This is a genomic window from Synechococcus sp. W65.1, from assembly GCF_047461615.1.
Taxonomy (GTDB): Bacteria; Cyanobacteriota; Cyanobacteriia; order Thermostichales; family Thermostichaceae; genus Thermostichus.
Genome location: NZ_JANSHI010000001.1, coordinates 241,507 through 257,408, shown reverse-complemented (window position 1 = coordinate 257,408; position 15,902 = coordinate 241,507). Strand labels below are relative to the sequence as shown.

General features: G+C 61.1%; 19 protein-coding genes. 11 read left to right on the top strand and 8 right to left on the bottom strand.

Annotated features, from left to right (window positions below; genetic code table 11):
- The 3 genes from NW806_RS01260 to NW806_RS01250 all read left to right on the top strand — a co-directional run.
- Positions 1–289, top strand: a 289-nt coding sequence (locus NW806_RS01260; RefSeq protein ID WP_414409711.1) for an EamA family transporter, incomplete at its 5' end; no start/stop codon positions are given.
- Between the two features lie 4 nt (positions 290–293).
- Complete coding sequence (locus NW806_RS01255) at positions 294–1,376, top strand: glycosyl transferase (protein WP_414409710.1); 1,083 nt, start codon at positions 294–296, stop codon at positions 1,374–1,376.
- Positions 1,377–1,407: 31 nt separating this feature from the next.
- Complete coding sequence (locus NW806_RS01250; protein WP_414409709.1) at positions 1,408–2,742, top strand: class I SAM-dependent methyltransferase; 1,335 nt, start codon at positions 1,408–1,410, stop codon at positions 2,740–2,742.
- Here the strand turns inward: NW806_RS01250 and NW806_RS01245 are convergent.
- From NW806_RS01245 to NW806_RS01235, 3 genes are all read right to left on the bottom strand, one after another.
- Positions 2,739–3,545, bottom strand: a complete 807-nt coding sequence (locus tag NW806_RS01245; protein WP_414393190.1) for a hypothetical protein — start codon at positions 3,543–3,545, stop codon at positions 2,739–2,741. The two genes, NW806_RS01250 and NW806_RS01245, sit on opposite strands and share 4 nt — an antisense overlap.
- A 190-nt stretch (positions 3,546–3,735) precedes the next feature.
- Positions 3,736–4,371: a low-complexity tail membrane protein gene (locus NW806_RS01240; RefSeq protein WP_414409708.1), complete on the bottom strand. Its 636-nt coding sequence runs from the start codon at positions 4,369–4,371 to the stop codon at positions 3,736–3,738.
- Between the two features lie 9 nt (positions 4,372–4,380).
- A complete protein-coding gene (locus NW806_RS01235) occupies positions 4,381–4,599 on the bottom strand; it encodes an NAD(P)H dehydrogenase subunit NdhS (protein ID WP_414393193.1) in 219 nt (72 codons plus the stop codon).
- A gap of 224 nt (positions 4,600–4,823) precedes the next feature.
- Between NW806_RS01235 and NW806_RS01230 the strand changes: the two genes are divergently transcribed.
- Positions 4,824–5,291 (top strand): FHA domain-containing protein, encoded by a 468-nt coding sequence (locus NW806_RS01230; protein WP_414409724.1) that lies wholly within the window; start codon positions 4,824–4,826, stop codon positions 5,289–5,291.
- Here NW806_RS01230 and NW806_RS01225 read toward each other — a convergent pair.
- Positions 5,288–6,847, bottom strand: a complete 1,560-nt coding sequence (locus tag NW806_RS01225) for a cation:proton antiporter (RefSeq protein ID WP_414409723.1) — start codon at positions 6,845–6,847, stop codon at positions 5,288–5,290. The genes NW806_RS01230 and NW806_RS01225 overlap by 4 nt on opposite strands.
- Positions 6,848–7,041: 194 nt before the next feature.
- Between NW806_RS01225 and NW806_RS01220 the strand changes: the two genes are divergently transcribed.
- A complete protein-coding gene (locus NW806_RS01220) occupies positions 7,042–7,617 on the top strand; it encodes a thylakoid membrane photosystem I accumulation factor (protein ID WP_414409707.1) in 576 nt (191 codons plus the stop codon).
- The gene (locus tag NW806_RS01215) at positions 7,614–7,892 is read left to right on the top strand and encodes a hypothetical protein (protein ID WP_414405491.1); all 279 of its coding nucleotides are present in this window, start codon (positions 7,614–7,616) and stop codon (positions 7,890–7,892) included. Before NW806_RS01220 ends, NW806_RS01215 begins: the two co-directional genes overlap by 4 nt.
- Positions 7,893–7,911: 19 nt before the next feature.
- On the opposite strand, the gene mreD is transcribed toward NW806_RS01215, so the two are convergent.
- The 3 genes from mreD to NW806_RS01200 are packed head-to-tail and all read right to left on the bottom strand — an operon-like array spanning position 7,912 to position 10,317.
- Positions 7,912–8,505 carry a rod shape-determining protein MreD gene (mreD, locus tag NW806_RS01210; RefSeq protein ID WP_414393199.1) on the bottom strand — a complete coding sequence of 198 codons (594 nt, stop codon included), beginning with the start codon at positions 8,503–8,505 and terminating at the stop codon, positions 7,912–7,914.
- Positions 8,477–9,232 carry a rod shape-determining protein MreC gene (mreC, locus tag NW806_RS01205; protein WP_414409706.1) on the bottom strand — a complete coding sequence of 252 codons (756 nt, stop codon included), beginning with the start codon at positions 9,230–9,232 and terminating at the stop codon, positions 8,477–8,479. Before mreC ends, mreD begins: the two co-directional genes overlap by 29 nt.
- A 56-nt stretch (positions 9,233–9,288) precedes the next feature.
- A complete protein-coding gene (locus NW806_RS01200; protein WP_414393785.1) occupies positions 9,289–10,317 on the bottom strand; it encodes a rod shape-determining protein in 1,029 nt (342 codons plus the stop codon).
- 105 nt (positions 10,318–10,422) lie between these two features.
- On the opposite strand from NW806_RS01200, the gene NW806_RS01195 reads away from it, so the two are divergent.
- On the top strand, positions 10,423–10,851 hold the full coding sequence (locus NW806_RS01195) for a VOC family protein (RefSeq protein WP_414409705.1): 429 nt from the start codon (positions 10,423–10,425) through the stop codon (positions 10,849–10,851).
- Between the two features lie 105 nt (positions 10,852–10,956).
- Here NW806_RS01195 and fba read toward each other — a convergent pair whose 3' ends face one another.
- Positions 10,957–12,036 carry a class II fructose-bisphosphate aldolase gene (gene fba / locus NW806_RS01190; protein ID WP_414393205.1) on the bottom strand — a complete coding sequence of 360 codons (1,080 nt, stop codon included), beginning with the start codon at positions 12,034–12,036 and terminating at the stop codon, positions 10,957–10,959.
- Between the two features lie 324 nt (positions 12,037–12,360).
- Here fba and NW806_RS01185 point away from each other — a divergent pair, with 324 nt between their 5' ends.
- From NW806_RS01185 to NW806_RS01170, 4 genes are all read left to right on the top strand, one after another.
- The gene (locus tag NW806_RS01185; protein ID WP_414409704.1) at positions 12,361–12,957 is read left to right on the top strand and encodes a hypothetical protein; all 597 of its coding nucleotides are present in this window, start codon (positions 12,361–12,363) and stop codon (positions 12,955–12,957) included.
- Positions 12,958–12,968: 11 nt separating this feature from the next.
- Positions 12,969–13,364, top strand: a complete 396-nt coding sequence (locus NW806_RS01180; RefSeq protein ID WP_414409703.1) for a hypothetical protein — start codon at positions 12,969–12,971, stop codon at positions 13,362–13,364.
- Positions 13,365–13,407: 43 nt separating this feature from the next.
- Complete coding sequence (locus NW806_RS01175) at positions 13,408–15,135, top strand: spermidine synthase (protein ID WP_414409702.1); 1,728 nt, start codon at positions 13,408–13,410, stop codon at positions 15,133–15,135.
- A gap of 116 nt (positions 15,136–15,251) precedes the next feature.
- The gene (locus tag NW806_RS01170; protein WP_414393211.1) at positions 15,252–15,875 is read left to right on the top strand and encodes an NADPH-dependent FMN reductase; all 624 of its coding nucleotides are present in this window, start codon (positions 15,252–15,254) and stop codon (positions 15,873–15,875) included.
- Positions 15,876–15,902: the final 27 nt, after the last annotated feature.

Sequence of the window (15,902 nt, the reverse complement as noted above, 5' to 3'; positions counted from 1 at the left end):
GCCGTTTCAGGAGCTGAGGTGGACAATGGCAGGGCTGGGCTGGGCGGCCTACATCGGCTTGGCGGAGATGGGCTTGACTTTTGTGTTCTGGTTGCGGGCGCTGGAGCTAGCGAACGAGCGGGGATCCCTGGCCAATTGGGTCTATGTAACACCCTTCTTGTCGCTGGGGCTGATTGCGGTGCTGTTGCGGGAGCAGATCGCTCCCGGCTCCGTGCTGGGCCTAGTTCTCATCTTGGCCAGCAACCTCTGGGTCTCCTGGCGGGAAAGACCTCAGCCTGTTCTTTCCTGAGGCTATGGCGGTGAAGCCGGTTCCTCTGTATGTGGCGGCAACGGCCCATGGGTTTGGGCACGTCACCCGCCTGGCGGCGGTGGTAAACGCTTTGCGGCGGCGGGATCCCAATGTCCTGCCCATTTGGGTGACACCAGCCCCCCGCTGGCTCCTGGAGCGCTATGTGGAGGGGTCGTTTCTCCATCGACAGCGGGCCCTGGATGTAGGCGTGGTGCAGCCCGATGGTCTGCAGGCAGATCTGCCGGCTACACTAGCTGCCCTCAAGACGTTCAAAGCCGGGGCTGAGGCACTGATTCAGGAAGAAGCGGAGTTCATTCGCGCCCAGGGGATACCCTTGGTGTTGGCGGACGTGCCGCCGCTGGCTGCAGCAATTGCCCAGGCCGCCGGGATCCCCTGCTGGATGGCGAGCAACTTCGGCTGGGACTTTATCTATCAAGAGTATGGCCCCCAGTTCCAGCCTTTCGTGGTCTGGATCCGCGAGCTGTACGGGCGGTGCCAGCGGCTGTTTCGCCTGCCCTTTGCCGAGCCCATGGGCGCCTTTCCCCGCCAAGAGGCCGTGGGGCTGACGGGGTCGGATCCGCGCTACTTGGCAGAGGAGGTGGCCCAGCGCCTGGGGCTAGAGCGGGAGCAGCCCACGGTTTTGTTGACCTTTGGCGGGCTGGGGCTGCAGGGCTTGCCCTACGGGCGGCTGGAGGATTTTCCCGACTGGCAGTTTCTCACCTTTGACCAGCAGGCTCCTGCCTTGCCCAACCTGCGAGTCCTAGACGGTCAAGTGTGGCGGCCAGTGGATGTGATGCCCCTCTGCCGCTGGGTGGTGTCCAAGCCGGGCTATGGCACCTTGGCAGAGGCACTGCGCTGTGGCACGCCCATGGCCTGTGTCAACCGCTTTGGGTTTGCCGAGTCGCCCCTATTGGTGGAGGGATTGCGGCGCTACGGCTGGCATCGCATCCTCTCTGCCGAGGAGTTTTTCGAGGGATCCTGGGACTTCTTGCGGGATCCCCCTCACCCTCCCCAGGCGCCGGAGGAGCTGGATCGCGGGGGCAATGAGGCCATTGCCGGCGCTATTGCGGCCTTCCTGGGGCAGTAGCATAAGAAGCAGCTTCCTAGGAGCGGATCCCATGGCCGGCAGCACGACTGAGTCTTTGCGGCAACTCTACGAGGAACTGCCCTATCCCAACGTGCCCCTCGAGACGTCAGGCCGCAACGCCATCGACAGCCTGTACCGCCTGAGCTGGACGACGGCCCAATACGCCCGTACCCGCGCCATCCTGCCCAGCGAGGGGATCACCATCCTCAATGTCGGCTGTGGCTCTGGCTGGGAGACCTTGCTCTTGGCGGAGGCCAATCCAGGGGCGCGGCTGGTGGCCTGTGATCTGGCGCCAGAGTCAGTGCGAGCAGCCGAGCGGCGCCTGCGCTACCACGGGTTCGGGGAGGTGGAGCTCTACGCCCTAGACTTGTTGGAGGTCGAACGGCTCGGGTTGCAGTTTGACTTTATCAGCCTTAACGATGTGCTCTATTTGCTGGACGACCCGGTGGCTGGGCTAAAGGCCCTCAAGCGAGTGCTCAAGCCAAACGGGATCCTGCGGGCCAACCTACACCACGCCTACCAGCGGGAGGTGATCTTCCGCATGCAGGAGGCGTTCCGGCTGCTGGGCCTGTTTGAGCTGCCCACCCCCGAAGCCTGCCGGCGGGTGCGGGAGTTCATGACCAGCCTGGCCTCCGACGAGCTGCGGGCTGCCCTGCGCTGGGATCCCAAGTTCTACAGCGACGACGCCGCCATCCGGGCCAACTACCTCTTGCCTGGGGACAAGGGATTTCTGATCCCAGACCTGATGCGCATGCTCCAAGAGGCAGAGCTGGGCTTGGTTTGCCTTGTGGACTACGCTGACTGGGATCCAGCGCTGCTGTTCAAAGACAGAGCCATGCCGGCTTGGCTAGAGGCGGAGCTGGACAAGCTCTCTCCCGCCGAGCAAAACCACCTCTACGAGCTGATCTGCCCCAACCACCGCCTCATCGACTTTTGGGCGGAGCACCCTGGCTCTTCCCTGGTCTTGCCCTGGAGTGATGAAGACTGGCTGAGAGGCAGGGTACAGCTCAACCCCATCTTGGCGGACAACGCTGAATTTCGCCACAACTTCGCCCAGGCCCACGAAAAAAAGCAGGAGTTTGCTATGAATTGGCCAGGGGCTAGCCGTGGGCGCCTAACCATTCCCGGGGCCCAGATGGCCTGGCTGGGATCCCTGTTGCAGGGGCCAACGGCGGTGGCCAGCCTCATCGAGCAAGCAGCCCAAGCCAATCGAATAGACCAGGAAGCGGCTCAGGAGCAGGTGCTCACCTACCTGGCAGGGCTGGAGTCGTTTCTGTTTGTGATGTTGGATCCCACCCCTTCCCCAGATAGGTCAGAAGAGGGAACGCTGAACTCCGCTGCAAAACGGCAACTGCCGGCAGGCTAGGCCCAGGGATCGTCGTCGAAGGGGCTCTCCTGCCAATAGCCACCTGGCTGGGTTGGAGGAGACTGCTGAGGCGGGGGCGGTGGGTAGCCAATTGGAGGGGAAGGCGGCGGTGTGGGGATGGGAGTTGGCTTTTCCATATCCTCAAGCCGCGGCAGGTTAGCGGGTTTGGGCTCGACCCCGAGGCTTTTCAGCTTGGCCTGGGCCTCTTGGATCTGGGCGTTTAGCTCTTCCAAGTATGCGCGGTAGTGGTTGACGGCCTCTAGGTATTGCTGAGCTTTGCGCTCGTTGTCTTTGATCACCGCTTCCAGCTCTTTGTTGCGGACGGTGTAGTCGGCCTCCTGGTTGGTAAGGTTTTCAATGGCCTGGTTGAGCACAGCTCGACGGCGCTCCAGTTGGGCAACAATTTCCGAGAGCTGTCGTTCCCGTTCGCTGAGGCTGCGCTCGCGGTTTTGGGTTTGCTCCAGTTGAAAGGCAACTTGGCTGAGTTGTTCGCGCAGGTGCATCACCTGGGGCTCGATCTCGTTGCGCTCCTGCTGCAACTCAAAGACCCGCGCCTCCAAGTTCTCTTTTTCCTGCTGCAGCACTTCTCGCTCGTTCAAGAGGCGGGTATAGAGCTGGTTGAGGAAGTCCACTTCCATCACCACCTGGCTGAGCTGGGTGGCATATTCCCCCACCAAGGCCAACTCCCGGGCCAGGTTTTGGGTTTCGCTGGTGGCTTGGTCAGTGAAAAAGGGAGGAAGCTGGGTGGTTTCTCGGAGGCGTTGGGCAAATTGCCTGAAGCGGAAGGAAAAGTTGCTCGCCATGGCCGGTGCAGTAGCCTCGAAGTCGGGAGAATGCCGATGGTCTGGATCCCATCCACCAATCTAACATCGAGCTGCAGCCTCTTCGGGGCAGAAACCTGCCCTCAAAACTCGGCTAAAGAAAAGCTGGGCTTTAGGGTGTGGCTGTCTTAGCCGAGGAAGCTGGCCCTGGGGATTGGTTTCCGTTCCTGCTTTAGGGTTGGGTTGGGACCCTGGCCAAACGGCGCAGCAGCCGCCGTAGCAAAAGGTTATGGCGAGTGCCAAAGCTGGAAAAGCGGCTTTCAATCTCTTCAGCAGGGATGGGGTCGATCTGGGCCAGCTCCAGATCGCTCAAGAAAAGAACCCGCGCTACAGCAAGAGGGATCTGCAAAAACACATTGGCTCCCCAAAAGCCAAAGGCAGCAATGACTAGACCCGCTAGCCGACTGCCATCGCCGGGAGTAAGGGGGGCAAAGAGAGGTGCCAAGTCGTAAAGACGCTCGAGAACCTCTAGCAGTAGGAACGCCGCCAACACCGTCAAGATCTTGTGTTCCGGGCTCACAAAAGCAGCCAGGATGCGGCGCTGGTCAGGGGAGAGCTCCTCCGGAGGAAAGGCGACCACCCACAGGCTGAAGACATTGAAGGGCTTGCGCCACTGCATAGCTAAAACCGGCCCAATGCCTGCCACCGCCACTGCGGCCTGCTCCACGCCCACCGGCAGGAGGGGATCCCCCCTAGCCAACCCAACAATAGTTAGCCCCATCCACAGGGGGAAAAGGAGGATCCCAGCAGCGTGGATCCAGAGGAAAGGTTCCTGCCAGTGGCTGCGCATGGGAAGTCCCAGGGACACCCAAGGGAGCTAGCGGCGGGACTTGTCCACCACTTCCAATTCCGTGAGGCGGAAGGTTACCAACTTATCCCAGTTGCCGCCTTCAAAAAGGACAGCAGCGTGGTCGTCGGTAACCCGCTGCACCTGGCCTTCAAAGAGGTAGTAGGTATCGTTGGGGTTGATGACCCGCACGGCAACGCCAGGGTAAATCGGAGGAAGCTCCTGGAGAAGGGAGGAAGGTGCAGTCATGACCGGTGTTTACGATTCCTCGCGGGCAAAAAGCCCTACCCTATTATAGGGGTATATAGGGGTATAGGGAAGACCCTCTTTGGCCCCTCCGTTCCTGGCCAAGCTAACCCCAAGCCATGCCTGCCGACCCAGCTTCCCAAACTTGGCACGTTTTGGTGATCGACGACGAGCAGGGAAGGCGAGCCTTGGCCCTCAGTGCCGCCACCTGAGATCCCAGCAACGCCATTGTCATTCATTCGGCGGCTGTTTCTCGGCAACACGCCCTGCTCTTGCGGCTACCGCAAAAGGACGGGCAGTACACCTACCGCTTGCTGGATGGGAATATCGAGGGCAAGCGCAGCACGAACGGCCTCTCGGTCAACGGGCAGAGATGTTTGAGCTGGGATCTCAAAGACGGGGATCAAATTCTGTTGGGAGAGCAGGTGCGGCTGCAAGACTACGTTTGCCGCTCTTCTGAGGTCGACTTGCAGCAGTACCTCCAGGAGGTAAGCTTCCGCAGCCTCAAGACCCCAGTCCTGGATCGGCGGGCAACCACGCTGCAGCGGTTCGAGCCGTCCCCAGTCCAAGTAGCACCGCCGGCGCAGGCAGCGGCCAAGGTTGCAGAAGGGGAGCCGAGCTGGCGCAATCCTATCCGGCTGCTGGTGCAGGCCATCTGGCGGCGCCTATGGGCGGAGCGGCAACCGTTCCATTAACTCTCGGGAATACCCAGCCGTTCCGAGGCCGGAGGGACAGGCTCTAGGGTGCCCTCAGCCCCTTTGCGATCTTGCTCTGTAACCTCGGCTTGGAGTTCTAGGAGAGAGGAAGGGGCCTCTGGAGCTGCCGTGGTGGCTGCTGTTGCTTCTCCACCCCCCAGCACTCCCCGCAGCCAGAGGGGGGCAACGAAGGTGGTGGCAATCACCATGACAACGATGCTGACGTCAAGGGCGCCGGAAAGAACACCGCTGGCCGATCCCACCCCAGCAAACACCAGGCCCACCTCACCGCGGGGAATCATGCCCACGCCGACAGCGTAACGGCTGAGGCCCGGCTTGCCAAACGCCCCCAGGCCAGCGGCCAGCTTGCCGAAAATGGCAACACTAACCAAGAAGGCGGCAATGATCAACCCTTCCCGGTTGGCAGGGAGGGTGGGGTTAAGGACGGCGAGGTTGGTTTTGGCCCCAACACAGACGAAGAAGATGGGCACCAGCAGGTCGGAAACGGGCTTGATCTGTTCTCCTAGCTCTTGGCGCTTGTCCGTTTCCCCCAAAATCAAGCCAGCGGCAAAGGCGCCCAGAATCGCCTCCAGGTGGATGGCCTGCCCCACGTAGGCCAACAGGAAAGCCAACACCAGAGCCGGCAGAAGGGGGTTGCCGCGGGTCTTCAGGTGGCTGAGGAGAGCCACAAAGTAGGGGCTGAGGAGTCGCCCCAAGACAATAGAGCCGACCAGAAAGACGACAGCGCTGACAAGGATGAGGCCCACATCGGCGACATCAACCTCGCCGGTTTTGGCCAAGCTCGCCACCACGGCCAAGATGATAATGCCCAACACGTCGTCCAGCACGGCGGCGCCAAGGATCACCTGGCCTTCGGGGGAGGTGAGTTTTTGCAGCTCGGCCAAGACGCGGGCGGTGATGCCAATGCTGGTTGCCGTCAGAGCTGCCCCCGCAAAGATGGCGGGGATGACGGGCACATGAAAAAGGTAGAGCAGGCCCAGTGTTCCCGCCGCGAAGGGGACAGCAACCCCAATAACGGCTACAGCCGCCGCCTGCGGGCCAACCCGCAACAGTTCCCCCAGATCGGACTCGAGGCCAATTTCAAAGAGGAGGATAATGACCCCGATTTCCGAGAGGACCTCGATGATCTCAGCCTGGGAGGCAAACACCGGCACCAGGGATCCCTCGTCAAGGCCAGCGGTGGCCTGTAAAAGTTGCATAAGAGCCGAGGCATGGGCCAAAGCAGGCAACGTCTCAGCAGAAGGCGGCCCCTCGGGAAAAACCAGCAGCCCCAGGGCAGAACCGCCCACCAGGACACCCCCCACTAGCTCGCCCAGTACAGGAGGAAAGCCGAAGCGGACGGCTATTTCCCCGGCAATGCGGCTGACCAGGTAGATAACCACCAGTGCCAGCAGCACCGCCACCAAGATCACAGGAGCGAGGTTGTCTCCCCCTGGCGGCTCAACGGAAGCAGCGGCTTCGACAGCTAGCAACACCGGATCCAAGACCCTCCCATGGACAGCTTTCCATCTAGGCTGGCCTCCGCAGAGCAGCATCTCCAGAGTCGCTCTGCCAGGAGACTGTTCCAAAGGCTAACCTCCTGCGTAGCCTGCTGGCAATGCCTAGGGGGCACGAATAGCGCCGGCTACCTTACGATGGGCGGAGGCCATCATCCACCGCTCCCAAGCTGGATCCCAGCCCAGGGGAACAAGGCGGCGCCGTGCAAGTGGCACAATGAGGAAGTCCCCCCTTGCCGGGTTTTCCGACAGGCCCTCGCTTGAATATGCGGCAGCTCCGTCTTCTCCTGCTGGTTGCCTGTTTCCTGTTAACGGGTTGGCTGTCTCCGCCTGCCCATGCTCTTCTCAACGACGACCGCTACGACGGCAACATCTTTGCCCTCTACGGCTCCAATGGGGGCATGGTTCCGCCGCGCGTCTCCCTAAAGCAGGCGAAGGAACAAGGGATCCCGGCCCTTCTTGTCTACTACATCGACGACAGCAGCGATTGCAAACGGTACGCGGCAACTCTCTCCAGCTTGCAGGTTCGCTATGGCCGGGCAGTCTATTTCATTCCTTACTCAGTGGATTCTCTTTTGCCAGGCGATGAGCGCGGCCAGTACTATAGCGGCCGAGTTCCCCAAACCCTTCTTTTTGACTCCCAGGGCAAGCTTGTCTACCGCTCCATCGGCAACCGCCCCATCACGGAAGTGGAGAACGCCATTCGGGCTCTTTTCCAGCTGGATCCCGTTCCCCCGGGGGTGATCCAAGCCAAGCCCTTCAACGAAATTCAGACCGGATTTTTCACTCCAGCCAAGACCCAGCCGTGACAGCTCCTCCCGATTCCCCGGATCCGCTTGAGGCTTTGCAAGCAAGGCTTGAGATCTTACAGGCACGGCTAGCCGACCTGCGCCAGCTGGAGCGCCTGTCGCAGCTTTCCCCTGACCAATGGGCTGAGCTCCAGACGGAAGTCAGCCAGCTAGAAGAACGGCTGCAAGCCTATCTGCTGGAAGTGTTTCTCCCTGCAACCTTTTGGCAGGTGGTGCGCTTTGGCGGCCTGGGCCTGCTCCTTGGCATTGCCCTGCAGCGCTGGGTGCTGGGCTAGCTTGCTCTTCCCTCCGCAGCTACTGCAGATCCCGCTCTTGGGAGTGCCAGCAACGGCTAAGAGGCCAGTACAGAGCCGGTGCCCACAAACTACTTAAAATGGCCGAGGTAAGGACATTGCGTTGATGGTTCCACCAGATGCTCTCTAGGGAGCGGGGGCCGGCGCTGCCAAGGCTTCCTAGCGGGGAACTTGCCATGCCTGCCGGGGCAAAGGCCGTCAGCCACATCCATTGCAACGCCATCAGCGTTTCGGCAATCACCACCATGCCAAAGACAATCAAAGCTATGGAGATAAAGTCCTCGTGCACATAGCGCTGTTTCTGCAACCTGGCTGCGAGGATCCCGACCACGGCTAACCCCAGAGCATGGGTAGGATAGGGGTTGGTGAGGGCGTCCTGCAGAAACCCCAGGGTGATCCCGGCAACAGCCCCCTGCCAAGCTTTTCGCCGCACACTCCAGCACACCACCCAAATCAAAGGCCAATCGGGGGTCAAGCCCGCCAGCTCCAAGCCCGGCCCCCGCCACCACGGAGCCACCGCTGCCAACAGCCCTGACAGGACGGTAACCAGCCAGTTGAGGTGAGGTTTAAGAGGGGGAAGCCGCAGGTTGAGCATAGGGGTAGACCAAGGCCCATTCTAGAAACCCTAGCGGCGCCGACAGTTCAACAGTGGCCTGGGGAGCAGGGCTAGCATCTAAGTTAATTGCCCGAACTGTTCCCACGACAATCCCAGCGGGGTAGAGGCTGCTCAGCCCCGAGGTGACCACCACATCGCCCACCTCTACCTGAGGATTTTTATCAAAAAAGTCCAGAATAGCTTCCTGGCTGCCAGTGCCCCGCAAGATACCCATCTGCCGGCTGCGGCTCAGCGTCACCCCCACTCGACTGGTGGGATCGCTAATGAGCAGCACGCGACTGCTGTTGGGGGTTACTGCCTCAACCCGACCAATCAGTCCTCCCGGCGCCACCACCACATCCCCTACCTTGATCCCTTGCCGGCTGCCGCGGTCAAGGGTAAGCTGCTGCCACCAGTGATCGGCACTGCGGCCCACTACGGCTGCCGGGATCTTCACTTGGGGCCCTTGCTCGGCAAGCTGCAGCAGCCGCCTTAGCTCGCGGTTCTGGTGCTGCAACTCGGCTACTAGGGCCTGTAGCTCACGGGTAGCAGCCTGCCGGAGCACCTCCTCGGGATTCACGGCTGGACGGAGTGGGGCCGTGAGCCAGGTGTACACCTCTACCAGCAGGGATCCCTTCGTTTGGCGCAGACTTAGGGCGGCCCCTAGGGCCAAAGTAGCCAGGAGCAGTCCCCCAACCTTGCGCCTCCATTGGCGTAGCCGACTCAAGCAGTACTCCTCTTAACCACTCCACTCCCACCCAAAATTGAGAGCTGCAAACCCTGCTAGGCCTTGAAGCTGGCACTCAACACCCGACCCAGGGTTTTGAAATCCTCCAAAACTTTCCCCGTGCCGAGCACCACGCAACTGAGGGGATCGGGGGCAATGTGAACCATGATCCCAGTTTCATGGCTAATCAGAGCGTCCAGGCCCTTGAGCAGGGCTCCGCCTCCTGCCAACATGATGCCACGGTCAATGATGTCAGCAGCAAGCTCCGGCGGCGTGCGCTCCAGGGTACGCTTGATGGCCTCCACAATGACTGAGAGAGGCTCGGCCATGCTCTCGCGGATCTCCGTGCTTTTGACCGTCACGGTGCGAGGCAGGCCCGAGAGGAGGTGCAGCCCCCGCACTTCCATGCTCAGCTCTTCCTGAGTGGGGTAGGCAGAGCCAATTTGAATTTTGATCTCTTCGGCGGTGCGCTCTCCAATGGTAAGATTGTGGGCTTTTTTCATGTACTGGATGATGGCTTCGCTCAGCTCATCTCCTGCCACCCGCACCGATTCGCTTAGCACGATCCCTTGCAGGCTGAGGACAGCCACCTCAGTAGTGCCGCCGCCAATGTCGACAATCATGTTCCCTACGGGCTCCTGCACCGGTAGGCCAGCCCCAATTGCCGCTGCTACCGGCTCATCCACCAGGTACACTTCCCGCGACCCCGCCTGCAGGGCTGCCTCCATCACCGCCCGCCGCTCCACACCGGTCACCCCACTGGGGATGCCAATGACAATGCGCGGCGCAATCAAGTAATGACCTCCGTGTACCCGCTGGATGAAGTGCTTGAGCATCATCTCTGCCGTGTCAAAGTCGGCAATCACGCCATCCCGCAGAGGGCGCACGGCAACAATGTTGCTGGGGGTACGGCCCAGCATCTTTTTGGCCTCTTCCCCTACCGCCAGAAGTTGCTTGGTGTTTTGGTCGATGGCCACTACAGAAGGCTCTTGCAGGACAATGCCGCGCCCGGCCACGTAGACCAGCGTGTTGGCCGTGCCCAAGTCAATGCCCATGTCACGGGAAAAGCGGCTAAATAGCCCCAGCACGGTAGGTTGCTCCAGTTTTTTGTAAAGAGGCAGCAAGTCTTGCTACCTACTATAGTTCAACCTTGGGAGAGAGTGGAAAAGCAAAAGGGGGCTAGGGTTGCCATGGAGATTGCCGCGGCTTTGTTCAGCTTGGCCACCCCCAACTTACCTCGCTTGCTGCGCTTTTACCAAGCCCTTTTGGGGATCCCGCCCCAGGTTCGGGTTCCTCCCCAGGGCGAGCCAGTGTATGGGGAGTTTCGGCTGCCGGGACTGCGACTGGGCCTCTACCACAGCCGTGAGCCGGAGTTGGCAGTCCCAGGGGGGGCAGCCAGCCTCTGCCTGCAGGTGCGGGATCTAGCTGGATACTTGGGATCCCTAGCGGCGGTGTTAGCCGAGTACCAAATCTCCCCTTCCCCTCTGCGCCAGGCCTTTCACGGCCAAGAGGTGGAGCTGTGGGATCCCGATGGCAATCGCATCGTCCTGCACCAGCCTTCGGCCCCTTTCTGGGAGGCAATGGCCCTAGGCCCGATCCCTCAAGAGTCCTGGAGCTAACTGCACCTGGAGCTGCCGCACTGCCAGGGGCAGGGTTTGAGGTGCAAAAAATAGCCCCCTCCTTACAGAGGAGAGGGGAGCGATGAGAAGCTGGGCAAGCGATCCCTAGACCACAGCGGTCTTCTTCACCTGAGCCGACAGAGCGCCGGAGGCGTACTTAGCCGCCATCTCATCTAAGGTAACGACAGGAATTTTGGTGCCGTGACCGGCGCAGCCAAAGGCAATGTAGCGCTCGGCGCACACCTTTTGCATTTCCTTGATGGAAGGCTTGAGGAAAGAGCGGGGATCAAAGTCTTTCGGGTTCTCGGCCAGCGCGCGGCGCACGGCAGCCGTAATCGCTAGGCGGTTGTCCGTGTCGATGTTAATTTTGCGCACCCCATTTTTGATGGCCCGCTGGATTTCTTCAATGGGCACACCGTAGGTTTCGGGGATGGAGCCGCCGTACTGGTTGATGATGTCAATGAGCTCTTTGGGTACCGAGGAGGAGCCGTGCATCACCAAGTGAGTGTTGGGCAGACGGCGGTGGATCTCCGCAATGCGATCGATGTCTAGGATGTCCCCCGTAGGCCGGCGGGAGAACTTGTAAGCGCCGTGGCTGGTGCCGATGGCTACGGCCAGCGCATCCACCTGGGTTTGCTCGACAAAGTCCACTGCCTGATCCGGGTCGGTAAGCAGTTGGTCGCGGCTAAGAGCCCCTTCGGCGCCGTGGCCGTCTTCCGCCTCGCCGCGGCCCGTCTCTAGTGACCCTAGGCAGCCCAGTTCCCCTTCCACCGTCACGCCAACCGCGTGGGCCACCTTCACCACCTCAGCGGTAACGGCTACGTTGTACTCATAGCTGGCCGGGGTTTTGGCATCTTCTTTGAGGGAGCCATCCATCATGACGCTGGTGAAGCCATTGCGGATAGCAGAGTAGCAGGTGGCGGGGCTGTTGCCATGGTCTTGGTGCATGGCCACAGGGATGTGGGGATAGGTTTCCACCGCCGCCAGGATCAGGTGGCGCAAAAAGTGTTCGCCCGCATACTTGCGCGCCCCTCGAGAGGCTTGCAGGATGACTGGACTGTTGGTTTCATGGGCAGCCTGCATGATTGCTTGGATCTGCTCCATGTTGTTGACGTTGAAAGCTGGAATGCCGTAGTCATGTTCGGCGGCATGATCCAGCAGGATGCGCATGGGAACAAGAGCCATCGCTTACCTCCTGAGGTGCTGACCTGATGCGTTTGAGATTTGCTTACTGTTAATCCTAAGGTATCTTTTACGTTTTGCGGGACAAGATCCCAGGATTTGGGGATCTCGCTGAAAAATCCCTGCCACTGTTGGCTGCAATGCCCACGCTTAGGCGCACCAGGCGGCCTGAGAGCCCCAGATACACTGGAGGAGTATTGCTTGACATTTTGCTTGGGTTCGCTTGTGCGGAGGCGTGAGAAAGTGGACTTCAATCCATGGCCGGTCTTGGGTGCCAAGCAAGGCAGGAAACTCGCCGGTCGAGATCCAAATCGCAGAAAACGGCGTTTGGCTTTGGGGGTAGGCTGGGCCCTCACCTGCTGGTCAGTGGGCCTTTCAGCAGCCGCTTGGGGGATCCCAGGGCAAGCGCCAAGTCAGGTGGCTAGCTGGGTAAAAGACAACCCGGTGCTGCGGCCCCGTCCAGGCGAGACGTTAAACATCCATCGGGTGGAGCCGGATGGATCCCGGTTTACTTTCTTGGCCTCAGTCGCCCCGCCAGGCCGGATCATCAACCCCCTGGATCGGGAGACGATCCGCTCGGAACGGATGACCTTTTTTCGCCCGCAAGGGCTGACGGCAGAGGATCTCTTTCGAGCTATTCGCGAGGTCTATGGCCCGGAGATCGCCGCCGATTTGGACCAGGCAGTGGAGGTCATCCGCTACCCGGCCCCTGCGGCCCTGGCTGGCAATCCCGGCTATAGCCTTGCCTTGGCCACGCAAGGCGTGGTGCTGCGGGGAAAGCAATTGGTGTATTGGCTAGAGCTGACGCAAAACCCCGATGGCCGCGTGCAGCAAGGGCAAGTGTGGGTGTTCCAAGAAGAATGGCTGCCTAAGGTAGAAGAGGAGCTGAGGCAGCGCTTCCCCTTGCAAGTCAAGGCCCGCTGAAGGGAGCGGCGGTGGTCTGGCTGGTTGGCCTTACGTTGTTTGCCAGCGCTTTCTGCCTCTTTTGGGGGCAGTTGTTGGTGGGCAAGTTGCTGCTGCCGCTGTGGGGAGGATCCCCCCTGGTGTGGAATACCTGCCTGGCCTTTTTCCAGCTTGTCCTGCTATTGGGCTACCTGTGGGCGGATTGGCTGGGGCGGGGCCGCCATCCCGAGCGGGGCGTGCTGATCCACGGGATCCTCATGCTGGCGGGGCTTAAGTTTTTGCCTTTTGAGTTTAGGAGCCACCCGCAGCCGGAGGAGGCCTTTCCTCCCCTAGCCCTCTTGGCCAACTTGGCAGTCGGAGCAGGGGTGCCGCTATTGCTCCTCTCGGGAACGTCGCCACTGCTGCAACGGGGGCTGGGCAAGAGTTAAGAGGGATCCCTACGGACTCTATGGAGCCAGCAATGCCGGCAGCTTGGCGGGACTGCTGGGTTATCCGCTGCTCTTGGAGCCGCGGCTGTCTTTGGCTGAGCAAACCCAGCTCTGGAGAGGAGCCTATGCGTTGGTGGCCGGATTGGTGCTCCTAGGCGGGGTGGGGCTGCTGCTAAAAAGACAGGGGACAGATCCCTCTGTCCTAGGGGAGCCGGTTGCAATGGGCAGGGCGGAGCCTAGCTTTCCGGGGGAGGGCTGGCGCTGGGCTGGCTGGGCCTTCTTACCGGCGGGTTTGGTGGTGGCAGTCACCACCCTTCTGACCACCGATGTGGCGGCGGTGCCCTTGCTGTGGGCCATCCCCCTGAGCATTTACCTAGTGACCTTTATGCTGGCCTTCGGCGGCATCCATCCCAACGAGTTGGCTTTGGGGACGACAGCTTTGCTGGCCTGCGGGGCGATAGGGGCGCAGGTCATGGGCTGGTTGAAGCCTTGGTCTGCAGTGTTGCCTCTACATCTAGGGGCTTTTGGCTTGGTGAGCTGGGCCTGCCACAGCCAGTTGGTTCGCTGTCGGCCGCCAGCCCAGCAGTTGACCCGGTTTTACCTGTGGCTGGCTTTGGGAGGGAGCTTGGGGGGCCTGTTTGCCGCTTTGCTAGCACCCCAGGTGTTTGAGGCGGTGCTGGAGTATCCGCTCCTCCTAAGCCTAGCGCTGGCAGCCTTGGCGCCCCAGGGAGGACGGTTGGGCCTAGGGCTGGGGTTGGGGTTGCTCCTGCCCCTTTTGCTGGTGCACTTTCGTTTCCAGGCGCTCTTTCACCTTGGAGCAGCCGTAGGGCTGGGCTTGGGCTGGGCGGTGCTGGCCCTAGGGGGAGAAGGCAGGAGGGGATGGCTGTGCCGCCTGGGGGTGACCATGGGCTTGGTTTTGCTGCTGGGACAGCCTTGGCTGCCACCGGGGCTGCAGGTGGTAGCCAGCGAGCGCAGTGTCTTCGGCCTCCATCGCCTTGTGGAGTACCGCAACGAGGCGGGATCCTTCCGCAGCCTCCTGCACGGCACCACGCTGCACGGCAGCCAAAACCTGGATCCCCAGAAAGCCCTGGAGCCGCTCACCTATTTTTCCCGCCCAGGGCCGGTGGGCCAGGCGCTCCAGCGGTGGCGGGCGCAGCTAGGCTCTTCTCCGGCTCAGGTTGCGGTGTTGGGGCTGGGGATCGGCACCTTGGCCGCCTACGCCGAGCCGGGGGATGAGTGGACCTTTTTCGAGCTGGATCCCACCGTGGCCAACTGGGCAGGCCGCTACTTTGCTTACCTCGACTGGGCCAGCCAGCGGGCGCGGGTGCGGGTAATCCTGGGCGATGCCCGCCTCCGCCTGCAAGGGATCCCCGATGGCAGCTATGACCTACTGGTGATGGATGCCTTTAGCTCTGACGCTGTGCCCCTGCATCTGCTCACCCAGGAGGCCCTGACCCTCTACCTCAGCAAGCTCAAGCCCCAGGGCTGGCTACTTTTTAACATCACCAACCGCCACCTCAACTTGGCGCCAGTGTTGGCTGCCTTGGCCAGAGAATTGCAGCTTTCTGCCTGGCATCAAGCCCAGGAAGATCTCACCGCTGCCCAGCGCCAGGCGGGGCTGGCCCCTTCCCATTGGGTGCTGGTGACCAAGGGTTCCCTTGCTTTGCAGAGCTTCGACGGGGATCCCTGGCAGCCCCTTCTGCCCCAAGCCGGGGATCCCCTCTGGCGGGATGATTTTTCCAACCTGCTGCAGGTGCTCCGCTGGTCCTAGAGCTCTTGGTCTAGGAGGGGTGGAATTGGCAGAAATCGGGGAGGGACCACAGGACAGAGTTAGTATGAGTTACGATTGTTTGCAGCGTAACTGATATCTATCCGTGAGCACGGCTTATGTCTTCTTCAACTGGGCAAGCCCCCACCGCCGACTCTCAAACCGTCCTGGCCGCGGCCTCTGCACCTTGCTTCGTGGCCATTGGTGGCAGCCTGCGGCCCAACTCCCTGACCTATCGGGCCCTGGAGGTGGTGCGGCGCGAGTTCGAGAAGCTGGGGATACCGCTGCACCTTCTTGATTTGCGGCAGATGAAGTTGCCCTTTGCCGATGGTTCGGAATCCTACCCCGACTATCCCGATGTGGAGGTTTTGCGGGCAACGATGAAGCAGGCCGATGGGATCATTCTGGCCAGCCCGGAGTACCACGGCAGCATCAGCGGCAGCCTGAAGAATGCTTTGGATCTGCTGAGCTTTGAGCACTTGGAGGGCAAGGTCTTTGGGCTCATCAGTGTCTTGGGCGGCGAGAGCAACAGCGACACCCTTAACCAAATGCGCCTGATTGTGCGGTGGCTGCACGGTTGGGCGATCCCAGAGCAAATTGCCATCGGGCGGGCTTGGAGTGCCTTCGATGAGCAGGGCAACCTCAGGGACGAAAACCTGCGGCAGCGCTTCCAGCGCTTTGTGCAAAGTCTGGTAACCAATACGTCCAAATTGCGCGGGATCCCTCTCGTAACCAGGCAGTGAGGACTGCAAGTTAGCTCTATTGACGGC

What these genes read in the sequence shown, in the direction of transcription:
- NW806_RS01225 (WP_414409723.1), bottom strand. Translation starts at nt 6,847, where the DNA reads ATGCTGCTCTGCGGAGGCCAGCCTAGATGGAAAGCTGTCCATGGGAGG.
- NW806_RS01195 (WP_414409705.1), top strand. Translation starts at nt 10,423, where the DNA reads ATGGAGATTGCCGCGGCTTTGTTCAGCTTGGCCACCCCCAACTTACCT.
- mreD (WP_414393199.1), bottom strand. Translation starts at nt 8,505, where the DNA reads ATGCTCAACCTGCGGCTTCCCCCTCTTAAACCTCACCTCAACTGGCTG.
- NW806_RS01245 (WP_414393190.1), bottom strand. Translation starts at nt 3,545, where the DNA reads ATGGCGAGCAACTTTTCCTTCCGCTTCAGGCAATTTGCCCAACGCCTC.
- NW806_RS01170 (WP_414393211.1), top strand. Translation starts at nt 15,252, where the DNA reads ATGTCTTCTTCAACTGGGCAAGCCCCCACCGCCGACTCTCAAACCGTC.
- NW806_RS01235 (WP_414393193.1), bottom strand. Translation starts at nt 4,599, where the DNA reads ATGACTGCACCTTCCTCCCTTCTCCAGGAGCTTCCTCCGATTTACCCT.
- NW806_RS01255 (WP_414409710.1), top strand. Translation starts at nt 294, where the DNA reads ATGGCGGTGAAGCCGGTTCCTCTGTATGTGGCGGCAACGGCCCATGGG.
- NW806_RS01250 (WP_414409709.1), top strand. Translation starts at nt 1,408, where the DNA reads ATGGCCGGCAGCACGACTGAGTCTTTGCGGCAACTCTACGAGGAACTG.
- fba (WP_414393205.1), bottom strand. Translation starts at nt 12,036, where the DNA reads ATGGCTCTTGTTCCCATGCGCATCCTGCTGGATCATGCCGCCGAACAT.